The organism is Kitasatospora hibisci, from assembly GCF_043950205.1.
Lineage (GTDB): Bacteria > Actinomycetota > Actinomycetes > Streptomycetales > Streptomycetaceae > Kitasatospora > Kitasatospora hibisci.
In genome coordinates this window covers 515,625-532,289 of the sequence record NZ_CP171642.1, presented here as the reverse complement: position 1 = coordinate 532,289, position 16,665 = coordinate 515,625, and the positions used below count along the sequence as shown (strand labels likewise).

At 72.6% G+C, this 16,665-nt stretch carries 14 protein-coding genes; 5 read left to right on the top strand and 9 right to left on the bottom strand.

Annotation, left to right across the window (positions count from 1 at the left end; genetic code table 11):
- Positions 1-116 precede the first annotated feature (116 nt).
- Positions 117-1,100, top strand: coding sequence for an aldo/keto reductase (locus ACF9IK_RS02545; protein ID WP_395292583.1), 984 nt, complete (start codon positions 117-119; stop codon positions 1,098-1,100).
- Positions 1,101-1,164: 64 nt separating this feature from the next.
- Here ACF9IK_RS02545 and ACF9IK_RS02540 read toward each other — a convergent pair whose 3' ends face one another.
- From ACF9IK_RS02540 to ACF9IK_RS02520, 5 genes are all read right to left on the bottom strand, one after another.
- Positions 1,165-2,682 carry a cytochrome P450 gene (locus ACF9IK_RS02540; protein WP_395292582.1) on the bottom strand — a complete coding sequence of 506 codons (1,518 nt, stop codon included), beginning with the start codon at positions 2,680-2,682 and terminating at the stop codon, positions 1,165-1,167.
- Between the two features lie 85 nt (positions 2,683-2,767).
- A complete protein-coding gene (locus tag ACF9IK_RS02535) occupies positions 2,768-3,382 on the bottom strand; it encodes a GTP-binding protein (protein ID WP_395292581.1) in 615 nt (204 codons plus the stop codon).
- Positions 3,363-3,722, bottom strand: a complete 360-nt coding sequence (locus tag ACF9IK_RS02530) for a DUF742 domain-containing protein (RefSeq protein ID WP_395292580.1) — start codon at positions 3,720-3,722, stop codon at positions 3,363-3,365. The genes ACF9IK_RS02535 and ACF9IK_RS02530 overlap by 20 nt, the downstream gene beginning before the upstream one ends.
- Positions 3,719-4,129: a roadblock/LC7 domain-containing protein gene (locus tag ACF9IK_RS02525; protein ID WP_395292579.1), complete on the bottom strand. Its 411-nt coding sequence runs from the start codon at positions 4,127-4,129 to the stop codon at positions 3,719-3,721. Before ACF9IK_RS02525 ends, ACF9IK_RS02530 begins: the two co-directional genes overlap by 4 nt.
- Entirely contained in the window at positions 4,126-5,823 is a 1,698-nt protein-coding gene (locus ACF9IK_RS02520; protein ID WP_395292578.1) for an ATP-binding protein, read from the bottom strand. The genes ACF9IK_RS02525 and ACF9IK_RS02520 overlap by 4 nt, the downstream gene beginning before the upstream one ends.
- Positions 5,824-6,987: 1,164 nt before the next feature.
- Between ACF9IK_RS02520 and ACF9IK_RS02515 the strand changes: the two genes are divergently transcribed.
- Complete coding sequence (locus ACF9IK_RS02515; protein ID WP_395292577.1) at positions 6,988-7,986, top strand: ArsR/SmtB family transcription factor; 999 nt, start codon at positions 6,988-6,990, stop codon at positions 7,984-7,986.
- A gap of 268 nt (positions 7,987-8,254) precedes the next feature.
- A complete protein-coding gene (locus ACF9IK_RS02510; RefSeq protein ID WP_395298451.1) occupies positions 8,255-11,299 on the top strand; it encodes a Tn3 family transposase in 3,045 nt (1,014 codons plus the stop codon).
- A gap of 121 nt (positions 11,300-11,420) precedes the next feature.
- On the opposite strand, the gene ACF9IK_RS02505 is transcribed toward ACF9IK_RS02510, so the two are convergent.
- The 3 genes from ACF9IK_RS02505 to ACF9IK_RS02495 are packed head-to-tail and all read right to left on the bottom strand — an operon-like array spanning position 11,421 to position 13,811.
- A complete protein-coding gene (locus ACF9IK_RS02505; RefSeq protein WP_395292576.1) occupies positions 11,421-12,701 on the bottom strand; it encodes an alpha/beta hydrolase family protein in 1,281 nt (426 codons plus the stop codon).
- Between the two features lie 28 nt (positions 12,702-12,729).
- On the bottom strand, positions 12,730-13,068 hold the full coding sequence (locus ACF9IK_RS02500) for a winged helix-turn-helix domain-containing protein (protein WP_395292575.1): 339 nt from the start codon (positions 13,066-13,068) through the stop codon (positions 12,730-12,732).
- A complete protein-coding gene (locus ACF9IK_RS02495; protein WP_395292574.1) occupies positions 13,065-13,811 on the bottom strand; it encodes a hypothetical protein in 747 nt (248 codons plus the stop codon). Before ACF9IK_RS02495 ends, ACF9IK_RS02500 begins: the two co-directional genes overlap by 4 nt.
- 302 nt (positions 13,812-14,113) lie before the next feature.
- On the opposite strand from ACF9IK_RS02495, the gene ACF9IK_RS02490 reads away from it, so the two are divergent.
- A complete protein-coding gene (locus ACF9IK_RS02490; protein WP_395292573.1) occupies positions 14,114-14,779 on the top strand; it encodes a recombinase family protein in 666 nt (221 codons plus the stop codon).
- 138 nt (positions 14,780-14,917) lie between these two features.
- On the opposite strand, the gene ACF9IK_RS02485 is transcribed toward ACF9IK_RS02490, so the two are convergent.
- Entirely contained in the window at positions 14,918-15,877 is a 960-nt protein-coding gene (locus ACF9IK_RS02485; protein WP_395292572.1) for an alpha/beta hydrolase family protein, read from the bottom strand.
- A gap of 150 nt (positions 15,878-16,027) precedes the next feature.
- On the opposite strand from ACF9IK_RS02485, the gene ACF9IK_RS02480 reads away from it, so the two are divergent.
- A complete protein-coding gene (locus ACF9IK_RS02480; protein ID WP_395292571.1) occupies positions 16,028-16,639 on the top strand; it encodes a TetR/AcrR family transcriptional regulator in 612 nt (203 codons plus the stop codon).
- Positions 16,640-16,665 lie beyond the last annotated feature (26 nt).

The window sequence follows — 16,665 nt, the reverse complement described above, 5'->3', positions numbered from 1 at the left end:
GCACCCGAGCACACGCCACCCACCCACCCGCCACCCACCCACCCGCCGCCCGGCCGTGCCGCCGCGCGGGCGCGCCGTCCGGCGCTCCCGCGCGGCCGCCGTGAGAGGGTCACCCCATGGAACAGCGCGTACTCGGCCGCACCGGCCGGCCCGTCTCGGTCGTGGGGCTCGGCACCTGGCAGCTCGGCGCCGACTGGGGCGACGTGCGGGAGGAGGACGCGCTCGCCGTCCTGGACGCCTCGGTCGAGGCCGGCGTCACCCTCTTCGACACCGCCGACGTCTACGGCGACGGGCGCAGCGAGCAGCTGATCGGCCGCTACCTGAAGGGCAGGCCGGACGCGGAGGTCTTCGTCGCCACCAAGTTCGGCCGCCGCGTCGAGCAGCGTCCCGAGCACTACCACCTGGCCAACTTCCGGGCCTGGGCCGACCGTTCCCGGGCCAACCTTGGTGTGGAGCGGCTGGACCTGGTGCAACTGCACTGCCCGCCGACGCCCGTCTACTCCTCGGACGAGGTGTTCGACGCGCTGGACACGCTGGTCGTCGAGGAGCGGATCGCCGCGTACGGCGTCAGCGTCGAGACCTGTGCGGAGGCGCTCACCGCGATCGCCCGGCCAGGCGTGGCGAGTGTCCAGATCATCCTGAACGCGTTCCGGCTCAAGCCGCTGGAGCAGGTGCTGCCCGCCGCCGCGGCGGCCGGGGTGGGGATCCTGGCCCGGGTCCCGCTCGCCTCCGGGCTGCTGTCCGGCCGCTACACCCCGCGGACGATGTTCGCCGCCGACGACCACCGCACCTACAACCGGCAGGGCGAGGCCTTCGACCAGGGCGAGACCTTCTCCGGCGTGGACTTCGCCACCGGCGTCGAGGCCGCGGCAGAGTTCGCCACCTTCGCCCCCGAGGGCACGACTGCGGCGCAGACGGCGCTGCGCTGGATCATCCAGCAGCCCGGTGCGACCACCGTCATCCCGGGCGCGCGCAACCCCGAGCAGGCCCGCGCCAATGCCGGCACCGCCGGGCTGCCGCCCCTGCCCGAGGAGACCCTGGCCGCCGTCCGCGACCTCTACGACCGGCGGATCCGCCCCCACGTGCACGGTCGCTGGTGACGCCGACGCGGTAGGCGAGGGGTGGCCGTCCGGCCCTGGACGGCCACCCCTCCGCCGGGGCCCGTCAGCGCCGGAACGGGGTGGTGAGCCGGCTCCACCAACTGCGCCGCTGGCGTGGGAGCGCCACCCGGCCCGCAGGTTCCGGCGCCGGTGCGCCGACGGGCGACGACGCCGGCACGGCGGCCGGTGCACCGGGCTCGTCGCCGGGAGCGGCCCCCGCGGCCTGCTGGGGCAGGGTGTCGTCCTCGCCGGGGAGCCGCGGGCTGAAGCTCACCGGCAGCTCCACCAGGTGCTTCGAGATCCAGGCCGAGGTCCAGGTCAACTCCGACTCCGGGACGGCTAGTTGGAGGTCCGGGAGCCGGGTGAGCAGGATGTCGATGCCGGCCTCGGCGATGGCCCGGCCGATGTCCTGCCCGGGGCACTCGTGCGGCCCGCTGCCGAAGGCCAGGTGGGAGCGGTTCCCGTAGAGCGGCTTGGAGAGGTCCGGCCGGACGACCGGGTCGACGTTGCCGGCCGCGATGCCGATGAGCAGCATGTCGCCGGCCCTGATCTGCTGGCCGCCGAGTTCGGTGTCGCCGGTGGCCCAGCGGCCGGCCACCAGCGACATCGGCGCGGAGTCCCAGAGGACCTGGTCCAGGGCGTCCGGCACGGTCATGTGGCCGCCGGAGAGGTGGGCGCGGAACCGCTCGTCGGTGAGGATCATCTTGAGGGTGTCCGCGATCAGGTTCACGGTGGTCTCGTTCGCGGCCAGCAGCACCACCCGCAGGTGCTCCAGCACCTCGTCGTCGGTGAGTCCGGCCTGGTGCTCCATCAGCCACGAGACGAGGTCGGAGCCGGGCGAGGTCCGCTTGCGCTCCATCATCCGGCGCAGCGAGGCGACGACGTAGTCGTTGCTGGCGATCGCGGTCTCGGTGCCCTTCATGAGGTCCCGGGCGGCGTCCACCAGCCGCGGCCCGTACTCCTCCGGCATGCCGACCAGCTGGGTCATCACCAGCATCGGCAGGTGCTCGGCGAACTGGCTGACCAGGTCCGCCCGGCCGCTCGGCCCGAAGTCCCGGACCAGCTGGTCGGTGAAGCGGGTGACGTAGCGGCGGATCCCGCGCCGGTCGAAGCGGTTGAGGCTCTCCGTGACGGCGCCGCGCAGCCGCCGGTGCTCCTCGCCGTCGGCGAAGACACAGAGCGGCTGCCAGGCGATCACCGGCATGAGCGGGGAGTCCGGGGTGACGCGGCCCTCCTGGAAGGCCGTCCAGCGGCGCGAGTCCCGGGAGAAGCGGGACGGGGTGCGCAGGGCGGTGAGGTTGGCGGAGTGGCCGAGGACCAGCCAGGCCGGCAGGTCTCCGTGCAGCAGTACCGGGGCCACCTCGCCGTGTTCGGCGCGCAGCTTCTCGTACAGGCCAGCCGGGTCGGCCTCGGCCTCCGGTCCGTAGATCCGCCGCAGGCCCGGGGCGTCGAGCCCGAGGCCGGTCGACCCGGCCGGATCCGGGCCGACCGCGCCCAGCCCGGTGGTGTCCAGCCCGTGGGCGGGACAGCCGGGCGGCGGCGAGGCGGGCGTGGCGTCGTCGTCTGCGAAGGGGGTGGTCACTGTCTCTCCGGGGTGAGGGCGATAGCGGTGGTGGACCGGGCCTGGTCGGGGCGGGCCCGGGGGAGCGCGCCCCGACCAGGCCCGGTCACCCCGCCGGGGCCGCGAGGTCGTACAGGTAGCGCATCAGGGTGAGCAGGACGTCCCGGCTGGATTCGCGCCTCCGGGCGTCGCAGGTGATGATCGGCACCTCGGGCGTCAGGTCCAGGGCAGCCCGCAGCTCGTCGACCGGGTGGGCCGGAGACTCGGGGAAGGCGTTGACGGCGACGACGAACGGCACGCCGCGGTCCTCCAGCCGCCCGATCACCTCGAAGCTGACCTCCAGCCGCCGGGTGTCGACCAGCACGACCGCGCCGAGCGCGCCCTCGAACAGGCCGTTCCAGAGGAACCAGAACCGCTCCTGCCCGGGCGTGCCGAACACGTACAGGACCAGCTCCTCGCTGATGCTGATCCGGCCGAAGTCCATCGCGACCGTGGTGGAGGTCTTGCGCTCGACGCCGGCGAGGTCGTCGACCCCGGCGCCCTCCTGGGTCATCGTCTCCTCGGTGGTCAGCGGGCGGATCTCGCTCACCGAGCCGACCAGGGTCGTCTTGCCGACACCGAAACCGCCGACCACCACGATCTTGACCGCCATCGTGGCCGTGTCCGGGAGGAGGTCCTCGCTCGCCGGGCCGACCAGCGTGTCAGAGTCTCTGAAGTCCATGCATCACCGCCTCCAACAGGGCACGGTCGGGGAGGATCGCCGCGGGGACGGAGGCACGGGCCTCGATCCGTTCCTCGGCGAGGAGATCGGTCAGCAGCACGGCGACCGCGCTCACCGGCAGCCGCAGGTACGCGGAGATCTCGGCGACCGAGAGCGGTGCGCCGCAGATCCGCAGGATCGCGGCCTGCTCGGGCTGCATCGCGGGCGTCGGTTCGGCGCGCGCGACGATCAGGGTGACCAGGTCGAACGGGGTCTGTTCGGCCGGGCCGCTGCGCCCGCGGGTGATGACGTAGAGACGTTCGGGATCGCCGTCGTCCCAGTCCCGGTCGGCCTCGCTCATGCCACCTGCCCGCTGCTGCTGCGCGGAGGCGTGCTGAGGTGCTCGCCGATCCGGGCGACCAGGTCGCGCATCCGCTGGCCCATCAGACCGGCGTCGACGCCCTCGTCGGCGAGCACCGCGAGGAACGCCCGGGCGCCGGCGGCCATCAGGTAGAAGAAGCCGCCGCCCATCTCGATCACGACCAGCCGCATCCGGCCGTCGCCGTGCGGGAACTCGTGCCCCACCGCGGCGGCCAGGCTCTGCAGGCCGGCGCAGGCGGCGGCGAGGCGGTCCGCCGTGTCGGGCTCGGTGCCGTACTGGGCCATCCGCAGGCCGTCGGCGGACAGGACGATGACGTTCCGGACGTTCGGGACGCCCTCCGCCAGGTCCTTGAGCATCCAGTCCATGTTGGTCCGCTGCTGAATCACTGCTCGCCCTTCCCTGCCGACTCTTCGCTGCTGTGGGCGCCAGTGCCGTGGCCGCCGGCGTCGTGCCCCTGTGCGCCGGTGCCCTGAGTGGTGGTGCCCTGCGCACCGGTGGCCCGGGAGCCGTGGCCGTTGACGGTCGGGCCGTCCGCCGTGACCGACGGCCCGGTGCCGTTCACCCCCTCGTGGAACGCCGCCAGCCACAGTCCGGGCTGGACGGGTTCCGGGGCCGGCTCGGGTACCGCCCGGGCCTCCGGGCGGCCCGTCCCGGGAACGGGTCTCCGGACGGGGGCGCCGTGCCGGCGGCGCTGCGGCAGGCCGTTCGCGGTCCGCTCGGTCACCACCGGGAGGTCGTCACCGGCCGCGGACGGCGCCGCGCCGGGGGACCGGAGCGGGCCGGTCGCGGACCGTCCCGCGGACGATCCGGATCGGGACGGCGAGACCTTGCGCGCACCCCACGGGGAGCGGTCGAAGCCGGCCGCGGCCGGGGCGGTGGACGGGTCCGGCCGCGAGGTCGAGGTGACGCCGATGCCGTGGGCGCGCCCGGTCGCCGGGGCCGTGGTGATCAGCTCCTGGGGCACGATCAGCACCGCACGGACCCCGCCGTAGGCGGAGTGCCGCAGCGACACCTGGAACCCGTACGCCTGGGCGAGCCGGCCGACCACGGCCAGGCCGAGCCGGGGCGTCTCGCCGAGGTCGTTGAGGTCGATGCCGGCCTGCGCCTCGCGGAGCATCCGCTCGGCCCGGGCCCGGCCCTCCTCGCTCAGGCTGAGGCCGCCGTCCTCGATCTCGATCGCGATCCCGGTCTGCACCTCGGCCGCCGTCAGGTGCACGCTGGTCTGCGGCGGCGAGTACCGGGTGGCGTTGTCCAGTAGCTCGGCGACGGCGTGGATCAGCGGCTCGACGGCCGGGCCCACCACGGCGACGTCGGAGACCGGGTGCAGCTCGACCCGCTGGTAGTCCAGGATCCGGGACATGCCGCCGCGCAGCACGCTGTAGAGCGGCACCGACCGGCTCCACTGGCGGCCGGGGCGGGCGCCGCCGAGGACGGCGATGCTGTCCGCGAGGCGGCCGATCAGCGCGTTGCCGTGGTCCAGCCGCAGCAGGTCGCCGAAGACGGCCGGGTCGTTGCCGTGCAGGTGCTCCATCTCGCGCAGTTCGTGGGCCTGGCGGTGGACGATCGCCTGCACCCGGCGGGCGATGTTGACGAAGGCCCGCTGGGCGGCCTCGCGCATGCCCTCCTCGTTGTCGACCGCCTCCAGGACGGTGCGCAGCACGGCGTGCCGGGCGGCCTGGAAGTCGGCGCCGACGGCGGGGTTGTGGGACTCGTACGCCTTCAGCACGTCCGTGCTGAACTCGCCGCGCTGGAGCCGGGCCACGGCCTCGGGCAGGGCGCTCGTGGCCAGCCGCACCGTCTCGGCCTCCTGTTCGGCCAGCCGGCGGCGCAGCTCTATCTCCTGCCGGGAGCTCTGTTCGCGCAGCGCGTCCAGGGCGCGCCCCCGGCGGGCCGTCTCGGCGGCGACCACGGCCACCGCCGTGGTCCCGACCGCCCCGCACCAGGCGACTCCGGCGCGGGCGCCGGCGGAGGCCACCGATGCGGCGGCGACGGCGACCGCCGCCGTCACGACCGTGGGCAGGAGCCACACCAGGACGGGAGTGGCGCGCCGGCCTCTGGGTGACGATCCAGCACCAAGCATCAGCATCCTCAAGCGACTCGTAGGAAAGGGGGGTTGGGAGGGACAAGGGTCGGGTGGTCCGGGCCCGGGGCGGCACCCCGCAGTGGGTCGGCGGGTGGCTTTCGGCCATCTCCCGGGACTCCGGCGCGGGGCGCCCGCCCGGTCTGCCGGGGTGGTGCCGGCACCAGTCCTACCGCGCCCGGGGCTTGCCGTGCCCGTGCCTGCGCCCAGTTCGCCCATGCGAGGGGTATGTACCGGAAGACTCTTCCGAGAAGCGGTAGTTGGTGGTATAGAGCACTCTCGGCACGCCCCCGCGCGCGCCGGGTCGGCGGGGCGGTCGAACGCCTCTCCGGGGCCAAGTCCCAGGCCGGCGGGGCGGGCTGGACTCTCCCGGGCCGGATGGGCGGACGTGCATCGAAGATCTGTTCGCATCGGGGTGTGGCGTGATTCGTCCCACCGAGGGTCACTCGATCAGCGGGGCGTACGAAGCGCAGACGCGCTCCCCTAGTGCGCATCCATGCGTCGGATGATGGCCTGTCAGGACTTGCAGGCCCCCTGGGCGAGGGGTAACGGGCTCTGCGGCCGTGACCGTCGACGGATTCGGTACGGAGCGGGGCGCCGGATGGCGCGGCGTCGGCTGGTGACGGGCTGCTCGTCCGGGCTCGACTGCTGGACGACGTGCCGTCGTGGGGCCCGCCCGGGGCGGCCCGGCCGGCCGCCGGTCTCGCGCTGCGCCCGGTCGAGGCGATCCGGCGCGGGACGGCCCGGATCGGGGTGGGCGCCGTCCTGTCGGTCCGTGGCGGTCGGGGCCGAGCCGCCGGCGTGACTCCACGAGTCGGACCGGGCCCCGGGCGGGGATGTCGGCGGGCGGGCCGGAGGTTCAGTACTCGACGGGCTCCGCCTCGTTCCCGGGCCGCGGGGCGCGCACACCGACCCGGGAGCCGACCGGGCGCTGGCCTGGCGCGGTGAGCCGGGCGACGCCGGGCGTTCGGCTCAACGAACGCCCGGTCGAGGATCGTGCTCCGGCCCCCACTCCCCTCGTGGTGGGGGCCGGAGCGGGCCTCGGTCGCGCCGGCGAGAAGAGCATGCCAACGCGGACGGCCGGACGGCCATGCATTAGCCTCTGGGCCTAATAGTCAACAACGCGGCAGGTCAGGGCGGCTGCGGGGAACCGGAGGAAGGTTCGTGATCGCACTGAGGTTCGGGGTCGCGGACCTCGCGAGGACCCGGTTCGTCATATCCCCGCTCGACCACCTGATGGCCGGCTCGGCCCGGTTGGGCGTTCACCAGGGCAGCGGGTCGCGCAGCGAGCGCTGGTGGCGGGACATCCGCCGCCACGTGCCCCACCGCGCCGTGCGCTTCCTTGAGGTGGTCAACGCGAGCCCGGTCGGCGTCCCCGACTTCATGGTGGCGGACCTCGACGGCGTCCGGCGGCAATTGACCGACGAGCTCGACGCGCTCCTCTCCGTCCCGCAGCAGGCCGTGGAGGAGGGCGTCGCCATGTTCGGCAGGGGCGCGGAAGTCCCGGCCGCCCTGGCCCGGTTGCGTGAGGACGGCAGCCGGGGCCTGCGGGAGGTCAGCGACGGCGCCTGGGCGCTGTTCCGGTCCTGTCTCGCCCCGGACTGGCCCGACATCCGCCGCGCCCTGGAGGCCGACATCGCCGTCCGGGCCCGCACCGCCGCCCGCTCCGGGATCGGCGAAATGCTCGACTCGCTCCACCCGAAGGCCGTCTGGCGGGACGAGGGAGTGCTGGAGTGCACCCTCGGCGAACTGGAGGGCTCCTTCGAACTCGGCGGCCGGGGCCTGGAACTGCGGCCGAACTACTTCGTCCAGCGGAGCATCAGCCTGCTGGCCGAGCCGGGCCGCCAGAGCCTGCTGCTGCACCCGATCGCCGCCCCGACCGCCGATCCTGCGGCCCGGACACCGGCTGCCGACGGCCTCGCCGTCGTGCTCGGCCCCGCCCGGGCCCGCGTCCTGCGAGCCGTCGCCGGCAGCGCCTGCTCCACCACCGAGCTCGCACAGCGGCTCGGCGTCACCCCGCCCTCCGCCTCCGCCCATGCCGCCGCCCTGCGCACCGCCGGCCTGATCGCGACCCGCCGCGAGGGCAGGCAGGTCCGCCACACCGTCACCGACGTCGGACACGACCTCCTCCTCGACAATCCTCCTCCCCTGCGTACGGCCTGAGCATCCGTCGGTCGCGGACCGGACGGTGGCGGGGTGGACATCCCCGCGACAGGGGCCCGTGAGCCGGGTCGAGGAGATGGACGGCAGGACGGGCCGGAGCCCGTCCGGCGGGGGTTCCATCCCCGCAGCTCCGCGACGGCCGGTGACCACTTCCGCTGCCTGGCCCTCGGGGAGGATCGGTCCGAGTTTTGGCGGTAGACCGGTGATCTCGGTACCAGTGCGGTGACTCGGCCTGTTTGGCCTGGTCAGCGGGCCTACGTTCCGGCTCATTCCAGTTGATTTCCTCTCCGATGACCAGGTCTCCCGCTACGGCCGGTTTGCCGCCGTGCCCACCCCGGGCGAGCTGGAGCAGTTCTTTCGCCTCGACGCTCGGGCCCGAGAGCTCGGGGCCGCCAAGCGGCGTGATGCGACCCGGTTGGGCTGGGCGGTGCAGTGGGGGATCGTGCGGATGCTGGGCACGTTCCTGCTGGACGACCTGGCCGGCGTGCCCGTATCGACCGTGGCGTTCGTCGCCGAGCAGCTTGGGCTGGAGCCGCAGGTGCTGGCCGAGTACGGCAGTCGGCCGAAGACGGCGTACGAGCACAGTTGGGAGATCCGCGAGGAGTACGGCTACCGCGAGTTCTCCGCCGCCGAGCAGGAGGTCCGCGCGTTTCTGGCGGCGCGGGTGTGGGCGTCGGTCGAGGGGCCGCGGGCACTGTTCGATCGGGCGGTGGTGTGGCTGGTGGAGAACCGCGTGCTGCTGCCCGGGATCACGACGCTGACGCGGCTGGTGGCCGAGACGAGGGCGCAGGAGATGGCCGAGCTGCACCGGACGCTGGATGCCGCGGTGCCGCAGGAGCTGCGGCAGGCGCTGCGCGAACTGCTGAAGGTGCCGACCGGCAAGCGGGTCTCGGAGCTGGAACGGCTGCGGACCGGGCCGGTGCGGGTGTCGGGCACCGCGATGCGCGAGGCCCTGGACCGGGCTCGGGAGGTGCGCTCGCTCGGTGCCGGCCTGGTGGAGGTCGGCGCGGTGCCGCCCGCGCGGATGGCGGCGCTGGCCCGGTACGGGATGGGCTCGAAGGCCCCGACACTTCGCGACCTGGAGGAGACCCGGAAGACCGCGACGATGCTGGCCACGGTGCGGCACCTAGAGATCGCGGCGGTGGACGACGCCCTGGACCTGCTCGACATCCTGATGGGCAGTCGGCTGCTGGCTCGGGCCGAGCGGCTCGGTCGGGAGGAGAAGCTCAAGAACCTGCCGAAGCTGAAGAAGGCCGCCGGACGGGTGGCCAAGGCGGTGGAGGTGCTGCTGGGCACCGCCCCGGCCACCGCGGACGGTGAGGCGACCTCGGTACTGGATGCCTGGGAGGCGATCGAGAAGGTGGTGCCGCGCGGCAAGCTCGCGGAGGCGCTGGCCGTGATCGCCGAGTGTGTGCCGGACGGCGACGGTGATGAGGATGCGGAGTGGCGGGCCGCGCTGGCCTCCCGGTACGGGACGGTGCGCGGCTTCATCCGCCTGCTGGTCGACACCGTGGACTTCGGCGCGGTGTCGGCCGGGACCCCGGTGGTGAAGGCGCTCAAGCAGCTGCCGCACCTGGTCGGCCGGCGCAAGGTCGCCGCCTCCGAGGTCGACCAGCAGCTGGTGACCGGCTCGTGGCGGCGCCTGGTGTTCGCCAACCCCGACACCGAGCCGGGCTGTGTGGAGAAGGCGGCGTACTCGTTCTGCGTGCTGGAGCACCTGCACCGGGCGCTTCGGCGCCGGGACGTGTTCGCCAGGGACGGGGACCGGTGGGGCGACCCGCGGGCGAAGCTGCTGGCCGGAGACCGCTGGGAGAGCGCCGAGACGACGGTGCTGACGGCGCTGGGACTGGAGGCGGAGCCTGCCGCGCACCTGGCCGAGCTCGCCTCGGCCCTGCACGGCGCCTACCACCAGGTCGTCGCCGGGCTGCCGACCAACAGCGCGGTGACGGTGAAGGACGGCAAGCTGCACCTGGACCGGCTCGGCCCCGCCCCCGAGCCGAACCTGATGCCGGCCTTCCGGCAGCTGGCCAACAGCATGCTGCCGAAGGTCGACTTCCCCGAGCTGCTGCTGGAGGTCGCCGAGCTGACTGGCATGACCAGCGCGTTCACCCACATCTCCGGCGCTGATCCGCACATGGACGATTTCGAGGTCAGCGTGTGCGCGCTGCTGCTCGCGGAGGCCTGCAACGTTGGCCTGACCCCGGTCGCGAAGCCGAATGTGCCGGCGCTCACCCGCGCCCGGCTGGTCCAGGTCGACCAGGGCTACCTGCGGGCCGAGACCATCAGCGCCGCCAACGGGATGCTCATCGGCGCGCAGGCCAAGGTGGACATCGTCCGGGCCTGGGGCGGGGGACTGGTCGCCTCCGCGGACGGGGTGCGGTTCACCGTGCCGGTCCAGACGATCCACGCGGGCTACAGCCCTCTCTACTTCGGCCTTCGCAAGAAGGGCGCCACCTGGTTGAACGTGGTCAATGACCAGGTCATGGGCCTGGGCGGAGTGGTGGTGCCCGGCACGCTGCGCGACTCGCTGTTCATCCTGGACGCGCTGCTGGGCCGCGACGGCGGACCGAAGCCGGAAACCGTGGTCACCGACACCGCCAGCTACAGCGACATCGTCTTCGGGCTGTTCGCTATCTGCGGCTACCAGTTCTCCCCACGGATCGCGGACATCTCCGACGCGCGGCTGTGGCGCACCCACGCGAGCGCGGACTACGGGCCGCTGCAGGATGCCTCCCGGCACACGGTGCGCTTGGACCGGGTCCGGGCGCACTGGGGCGACATGCTGCGGGTGGCCGGCTCCCTGACCCTCGGTGAGGTCCGCGGGCACGACCTGATCCACATGCTGTCCCGGGACGGGCGCCCGACCGGTCTGGGTGATGCGCTCGCCCACTACGGGCGGATCTTCAAGACCCTGCACCTGCTGCAGTTCATCTCCGACGACGGCTACCGCCGCATGATCGGCAAGCAGCTGAACATCACCGAGGCCCGCCATCGTCTGGCCCGCAGGATCTTCTTCGGTCAGCGCGGCGAGCTGCGGCAGAACTACCGCGAGGGCATGGAGGACCAGCTCGGCGCCCTTGGCTTGGCCCTGAACGCCGTGGTGCTGTGGAACAGCCTCTACCTGGACCGGGCGGCCAAGCAGCTCGCCGCGGACGGCTTCCCCGTCACCGACGACCTGCTGGCTCGCCTGTCACCGCTGCAGTTCGACCACATCAACTTCTTCGGCCGCTACGCGTTTTTCCGCCCGCAGGAGGCTGGCCGCAGGCCACTACGCGAACCCTCGTCCGGCGGGGAGGACGACGGCGAGCGGTAGGAGCGCCGACCGCGCGATGGAAGGACTGCGCGGATAGCTGGCCTTGCAAAGGCCGCACCCGGATGGCGATGGCGTTCCTGGCGGTCTTGGTCGGACCGCGCCTCGCGCGGTCCAACGCTTCTCATGGGATGAACTTCACCTCGGGGAAGGCTGTACTCGGGCCGTCGAGCAGATGTCCCCCGCGGTGTCGCAGGTGCTGGTCGAAGAACGCGAGCGGGTAGGCCTGCTGGATCCGGACCGCCCGGGCCGGATCGAGGGTGCCGATCATGTCCTTGATCTGCTGGTTGGTCATGCCGAGGATCGTGCCCGCTTGCGGGATCAGTGTCGCGTTGTCGCCGTACGTCGTGTGGATGGCCCCGTCGGCCTGGATGTTCAGCCGCCAACCGCGAAGGTGTGTCCAGAACTCGGCGACGTCCGGCACGGCGGCCCGGGTGAACGAGGCGGTCATCATCATGAACGGCCGGTCCAGGTCGGTGGTGATGGTCGGCTGCATCGGGCCGTCGATACTGAGCCCGGCGCCAATGCGCTGGTCGGCGAGCATGGTGAGCGCGGTGGCGGTGCCGCCCTTCGACCAGCCGAACGCGCCGATGCGCTGAGGGTCGAGGGCGCCGAGCAGTCCCTGGGGCAGTGGCCTGCCGTCGGCGTCGGGGTTGTGCCCGGCGGCAAGGCCCTCGACGGCGTCGAGCACGAACCGGAGGTCCGTGGCGAAGTCCCGGGGCCCCAGAAACGGCGGGACCTCTGCCGGGACGGTGAGTCGGCCGTCGGGGAACTCGCTGAACGCGTCGTACGTGTGGTCGACGGTGACCACGGCATAGCCGTGGCTGGCGAGTTCCTGGACCATGATGGTGTGGTCGCCGCGGTGGCTGCCCGCGCCGTGCGAGTACACGAGGACGGGCAGGCGATGGCCCATTCGGTGCACCGGCGCGCCCACGTGGGCGGCGGTGAGCGGGCCGAGGGCGGGATCGAGGGGGAAGCCGACGTCCGCCAGGATCGCCCGCAGCGCACCGTGGGTCATCCAGGGAGCACGCGGCAGGTCCTTCGTCTTGCAAGCGGGGTACCAGACGCTGGCCATCAGCTCGCGGTGATGCCCCGGGCCGGCCACAGGATCCGGACGCGAGGTGTCGACGAGGTGGAGCGGCACCGTGCCCACTGGGTGTGGCCCGGTGGGCCTGGGCAGCGTGAGCTGCGACGGACCGGGGGTGGCCGGAGCAGCCCACGCCTGGCGCGCTGCGCTGATCGGCACGGCGGCCCCGACCCCTGTCACCAGCGCGGCTGCGAGCAAGCGACGGCGCGTCACGTCCGTCGTGGTGACCGGTGTGATGGTCACATGTCCTCCCTGGGTTTCTTGGACGGTGTTCGGCGTGCTGTCCGGGCCCGCCGGATGTCGGCGGGAGCCGCTCATGGCTCACCGCGGTTCGCCGGGGTGCGGATCAGGACTCCGGGGCTGAGCTGCCGTGCTCGATCTGGTGGATGAGGCGCTTGAGCTGGGCGACCTCGTCCCGCAGGGCGCGGTCGCCGGCGGGGGTGAGGGAGAGCCAGGTGCGGGCGCGTTTGCCCTCGTAGCCCTTCTCGATCTCCACCAGCCCGGCCTTCTCCAGCACGGACAGGTGCTGGCTGAGGTTTCCGGCGGTGAGGCCGAGCGCCGTGCGCAGGAAGCCGAACTCGACCCGGCGCGCCTGGTGGGCAACCGTGAGGATGCCCAGGCGCACGCGCTGGTGGACCACGTCGTCCAGGCCGGTGGCGGGGTGCTGCTCGGGCTGATCGGTCATGACGCGTCGCGCCGGCCGGACAGCTCGGCCAGGCCGAAACCGAGGGCGCCGAGCAGGAGAAGCACGCCGGGGACGCCGAAGGTGGGCAGAGCGGACCACGGCGAGGTGAACGGGATCCCCGACCAACCGGTGGACAGCGGCACCAGCTCGACGGCCAGGTAGACCGCGGCGAGCAGCAGCAAGGCGCGGCTGCGCTCCACCCAGGCCAGCACCAGCAGCGGCAGCCCGACGGCCATGGCGTTCCCGGCGAGCCGTTCGAGGAACCTCGTCACTCCGGAAGCGGGGTCGAGGTGCAGGCCCCAGAAGTCGAGCCGCTCGCCGAGCTGCGGCATCCCGTGGCGCAGGCTCCAGAGCGCGGTGGCACTCGCCAGGGCGACCAGGACGATCCCCGTCAGGACGTAGGGCCGGACCCGGGTCCCGACACCGCGGTTGCGGGAGCGGCGAATGTAGAAGAACGCCGTCGCGGCGTAGGCCAGGGCGAGCCCGAGGGGCCAGTAGAGCGCCGAACCCTGCGTGACCAGGGTGCAGCCGCTGCCCGTCGCGGCTTCACCCGCCGGGCAGGCCACGGTCTCGACCTTGAAGGTGAAGCGGCCGACCAGGATCCCGCCCAGCGTGAGCACCCCCAGCAGCAGAAGGGGGAACCAGGTGCCGCGCTGCGCGGCCCGGACCTTGCGGGTCAGGTCGCTGAGGCCTGTCAGGACTTCACGGGGCGTGCCCGATGAGGGCACAGATGCATCTGTCATGCCATCAGCTTTGCATTGCAAACCAGTTATGGCAAGAAATCTATGTGCACTCCGAGATCGGATCCGGGAAGCCCGGTGGTCCGAGGCCGACCCGTTGGCCCGCGTCGATGCCCAGGAGCCACCAAGTCCTCGTCCGAACACCTTCAGGCACATGCCGACAGGACACAGGCTTCAACAGACCATCGTTTCTTGAAGACCACCGACCTGACCATCCGACGGCTCCTCAGGGCCTTCAAAAACTCCTTCAAAAACCGGGTCCGTTCAAGAACTCCGGAACACTGTTTTCTGACAGAATCCGGGGCGTGAGCACCCCCTTCGGACCCGACTCGCTCGACCTCCTGGTCGCCGAACCCGCCCACCGGACCGAGATCCTCATCGGCTACGCCCGGGTCTCCACCGGCGGCCAGAAGCTCGACCGCCAGATCGACGCCCTCACCGCCGCCGGCTGCCGGCGCATCTTCGCCGACAAGAAGTCCGGCAAGGACGACCTGCGTCCGGAGCTCAAGGCGTGCCACGCTTTCCTGCAGTCCGGCGACACCTTGGTGGTCCCGTCGCTGGACCGCTACGGCCGCTCGCTCAAGGACCTGGTGAACATGGTCGGCGAGCTCCGACGCCGCGAGGTCGGCTTCTGCTCGCTGCACGAGCGCCTGGATACCACCACGCCCGGTGGCCGGCTCGTCTTCCACGTCTTCGCCGCGCTCGCGGAGTTCATCCGCGAGCTGATCGTCTCCGGCACCCGCGAGGGCCTGGACGCCGCTCGCGCCCGCGGCCGGGTCGGCGGACGCCCCACCGTCGCCACCGCCGAGATCATTCGGGCCGCCCGCGACATGCTGCCCAACCCGGAGAACTCGATCACCTCGATCGCCAAGATCCTCGGCGTCAGCCCTGGCACCCTCTACAACCACATCCCCGACCTGCGGGAACTCCGGGCCTCCGGGCGAGTCCCGAAGCAGATCACCGGCGGCTGACCGCTACCGCCAAAACCCGGACCGATCCTCCCCGAAAGCCTGCCTGTCGACGCGCGAAGGGCTGCCGCCCGAGGTGGCCGATGCGTGGCTACGGTTCCCGGCCGGGCATCGTGGGGGAGGAGGGCGGGCCGATGCCGGCTACTTGGATTCGACCCGTCCCAGCGGGTCGGGGCCGGAGGCCAGCGCGTCGCACGCGGTCCGCCAGGCGGAGCCCTCGCCGTAGAGCTCGCCGTACAGGTAGGCCGAGGTGAGCCGAGCGACCGCGGCGACCCGCTCGGGGTTCTCGTCCGTGGTCTCGGCGACGTCGTATCCGGAGACCCCGCCGAGCCCGTGCTCTGCACCGAACAGGGTGAGCAGTGACTTGGGCGCCGGGGAGAGGGCGTACGGATCGGCGTGCCAGTCCGGGCCGGCGACCGTCAGGAAGGCGGAGTCGTCCTTGTCGCCGGCGACGACCAGCGCGGGCGTCGTCATCGTGGAGAAGTCCGTCGTCAGGAAGAAGGAGTAGTTCTCGACCGTGAACCCGGTGAGGGCGTCACCGCCGCGGCCGGGCGCGGCGAGCAGCACACCCGCCTTGATCCGGGGCTCGGCCAGGTTCACCTCGGTTCCGTCGTGCGGATCGGTGAGGCGGGCGCCCAGCAGCAGGCTCGCGGTGTGCCCGCCCATGGAGTGGCCGGCCACCGCGACTCGGTGGTGGTCGATGCGGCCGAGGAGCTGCGGGACGGCGGCCTCGATCACGTCGAGCTGGTCGAGGACGCGCTTCATGTCCTCGGCGCGGGTGCGCCAGTGCGCTGCGGGCCCGGTCCCGTCGGGGGCCGGACCGAGTGTCCTGGAGTCCAGATGGGTCGGCTGGATCACGACGAAGCCGAGCGCCGCCCAGAGGTTCGCGAGAGGGGCGTAGCCGTTCAGCGAGGAGAGGTTGTTGGAGAAGCCGAGACCGTGCGAGAGGAGGATGACCGGAAGCCCGCTGCCGGTCATCGGGGCGGAGACGCGTACCTGCAGGTCGACGGAGCGTCCGGGGGCCGGTAGCACCACCGGGCTGACCGAGAGGACGGGCGTGGGCGAGCCGGGGACGCCGGCCGCGTACGTGGGACTGCTCATGATGTGCCTTTCGACGGCCCCTGCCGCCGGTGGAGCCGGCGGTGGGTAGGACGGAGCGTCCGCCTTCGGCTAACCTGAAGCGGATCGTTGTTCCATTTACGATATGGAACAGTGATCCGTTTCGTCAACGGCCACTGGAAGGAGTGCGCAGTGCCCACTGCAGGCCAGTCCAAAGGCGCGTCTGCCCGCAGCAAGCGGGCGGACGCGGTGCGCAATCAGCAGACGCTGCTCGACGCCGCCGCGGAGGTGTTCGTGTCCTCGGGGGTCGATGCGCCGATCCGGGAGATCGCGGCCCGGGCGGGGGTCGGACTGGGAACGCTCTACCGGCACTTCCCGACCCGGGCCGACCTCGTCACCGCCGTCTACCGCCACCAGATCGAGGCCTGCGCCCAGGCCGGCCCGCGTCTCCTGGCCGGCGCCGCCTCGCCGTTCGACGCGCTGCGGCAGTGGATCGACCTCTTCGTCGACTTCCTGGTCACCAAACACGGGCTCGCGGACGCCCTGCAGTCCGACACCGACCGCTTCGCCGCGCTGCACACCCACTTCCTCGACCGCCTGACGCCCGTCTGCGGGGAGCTGCTCGACGCTGCGGCGCAGGCCGGAGAGACTCGGCCCGGCATCCAGCCCTACGAACTCATGCGCGGCATCGGCAACCTCTGCATCGGACGGGACGCCGACCCCCGCTACGACCCCCGCCGGCTGATCGAAGTGCTCCTCCAGGGGCTGCGACGGCCCCACCCGCCCGGCGACGACACGCGATGACGCGTGCCTGCGCCATCACCGTTCCG

Bases quoted from the DNA above. Each gene is read 5' to 3' on its own strand.
- ACF9IK_RS02545 (WP_395292583.1), top strand. From the start codon at position 117: ATGGAACAGCGCGTACTCGGCCGCACCGGCCGGCCCGTCTCGGTCGTG.
- ACF9IK_RS02535 (WP_395292581.1), bottom strand. From the start codon at position 3,382: ATGGACTTCAGAGACTCTGACACGCTGGTCGGCCCGGCGAGCGAGGAC.
- ACF9IK_RS02530 (WP_395292580.1), bottom strand. From the start codon at position 3,722: ATGAGCGAGGCCGACCGGGACTGGGACGACGGCGATCCCGAACGTCTC.
- ACF9IK_RS02520 (WP_395292578.1), bottom strand. From the start codon at position 5,823: ATGCTTGGTGCTGGATCGTCACCCAGAGGCCGGCGCGCCACTCCCGTC.
- ACF9IK_RS02505 (WP_395292576.1), bottom strand. From the start codon at position 12,701: ATGAGCGGCTCCCGCCGACATCCGGCGGGCCCGGACAGCACGCCGAAC.
- ACF9IK_RS02500 (WP_395292575.1), bottom strand. From the start codon at position 13,068: ATGACCGATCAGCCCGAGCAGCACCCCGCCACCGGCCTGGACGACGTG.
- ACF9IK_RS02495 (WP_395292574.1), bottom strand. From the start codon at position 13,811: ATGACAGATGCATCTGTGCCCTCATCGGGCACGCCCCGTGAAGTCCTG.
- ACF9IK_RS02485 (WP_395292572.1), bottom strand. From the start codon at position 15,877: ATGAGCAGTCCCACGTACGCGGCCGGCGTCCCCGGCTCGCCCACGCCC.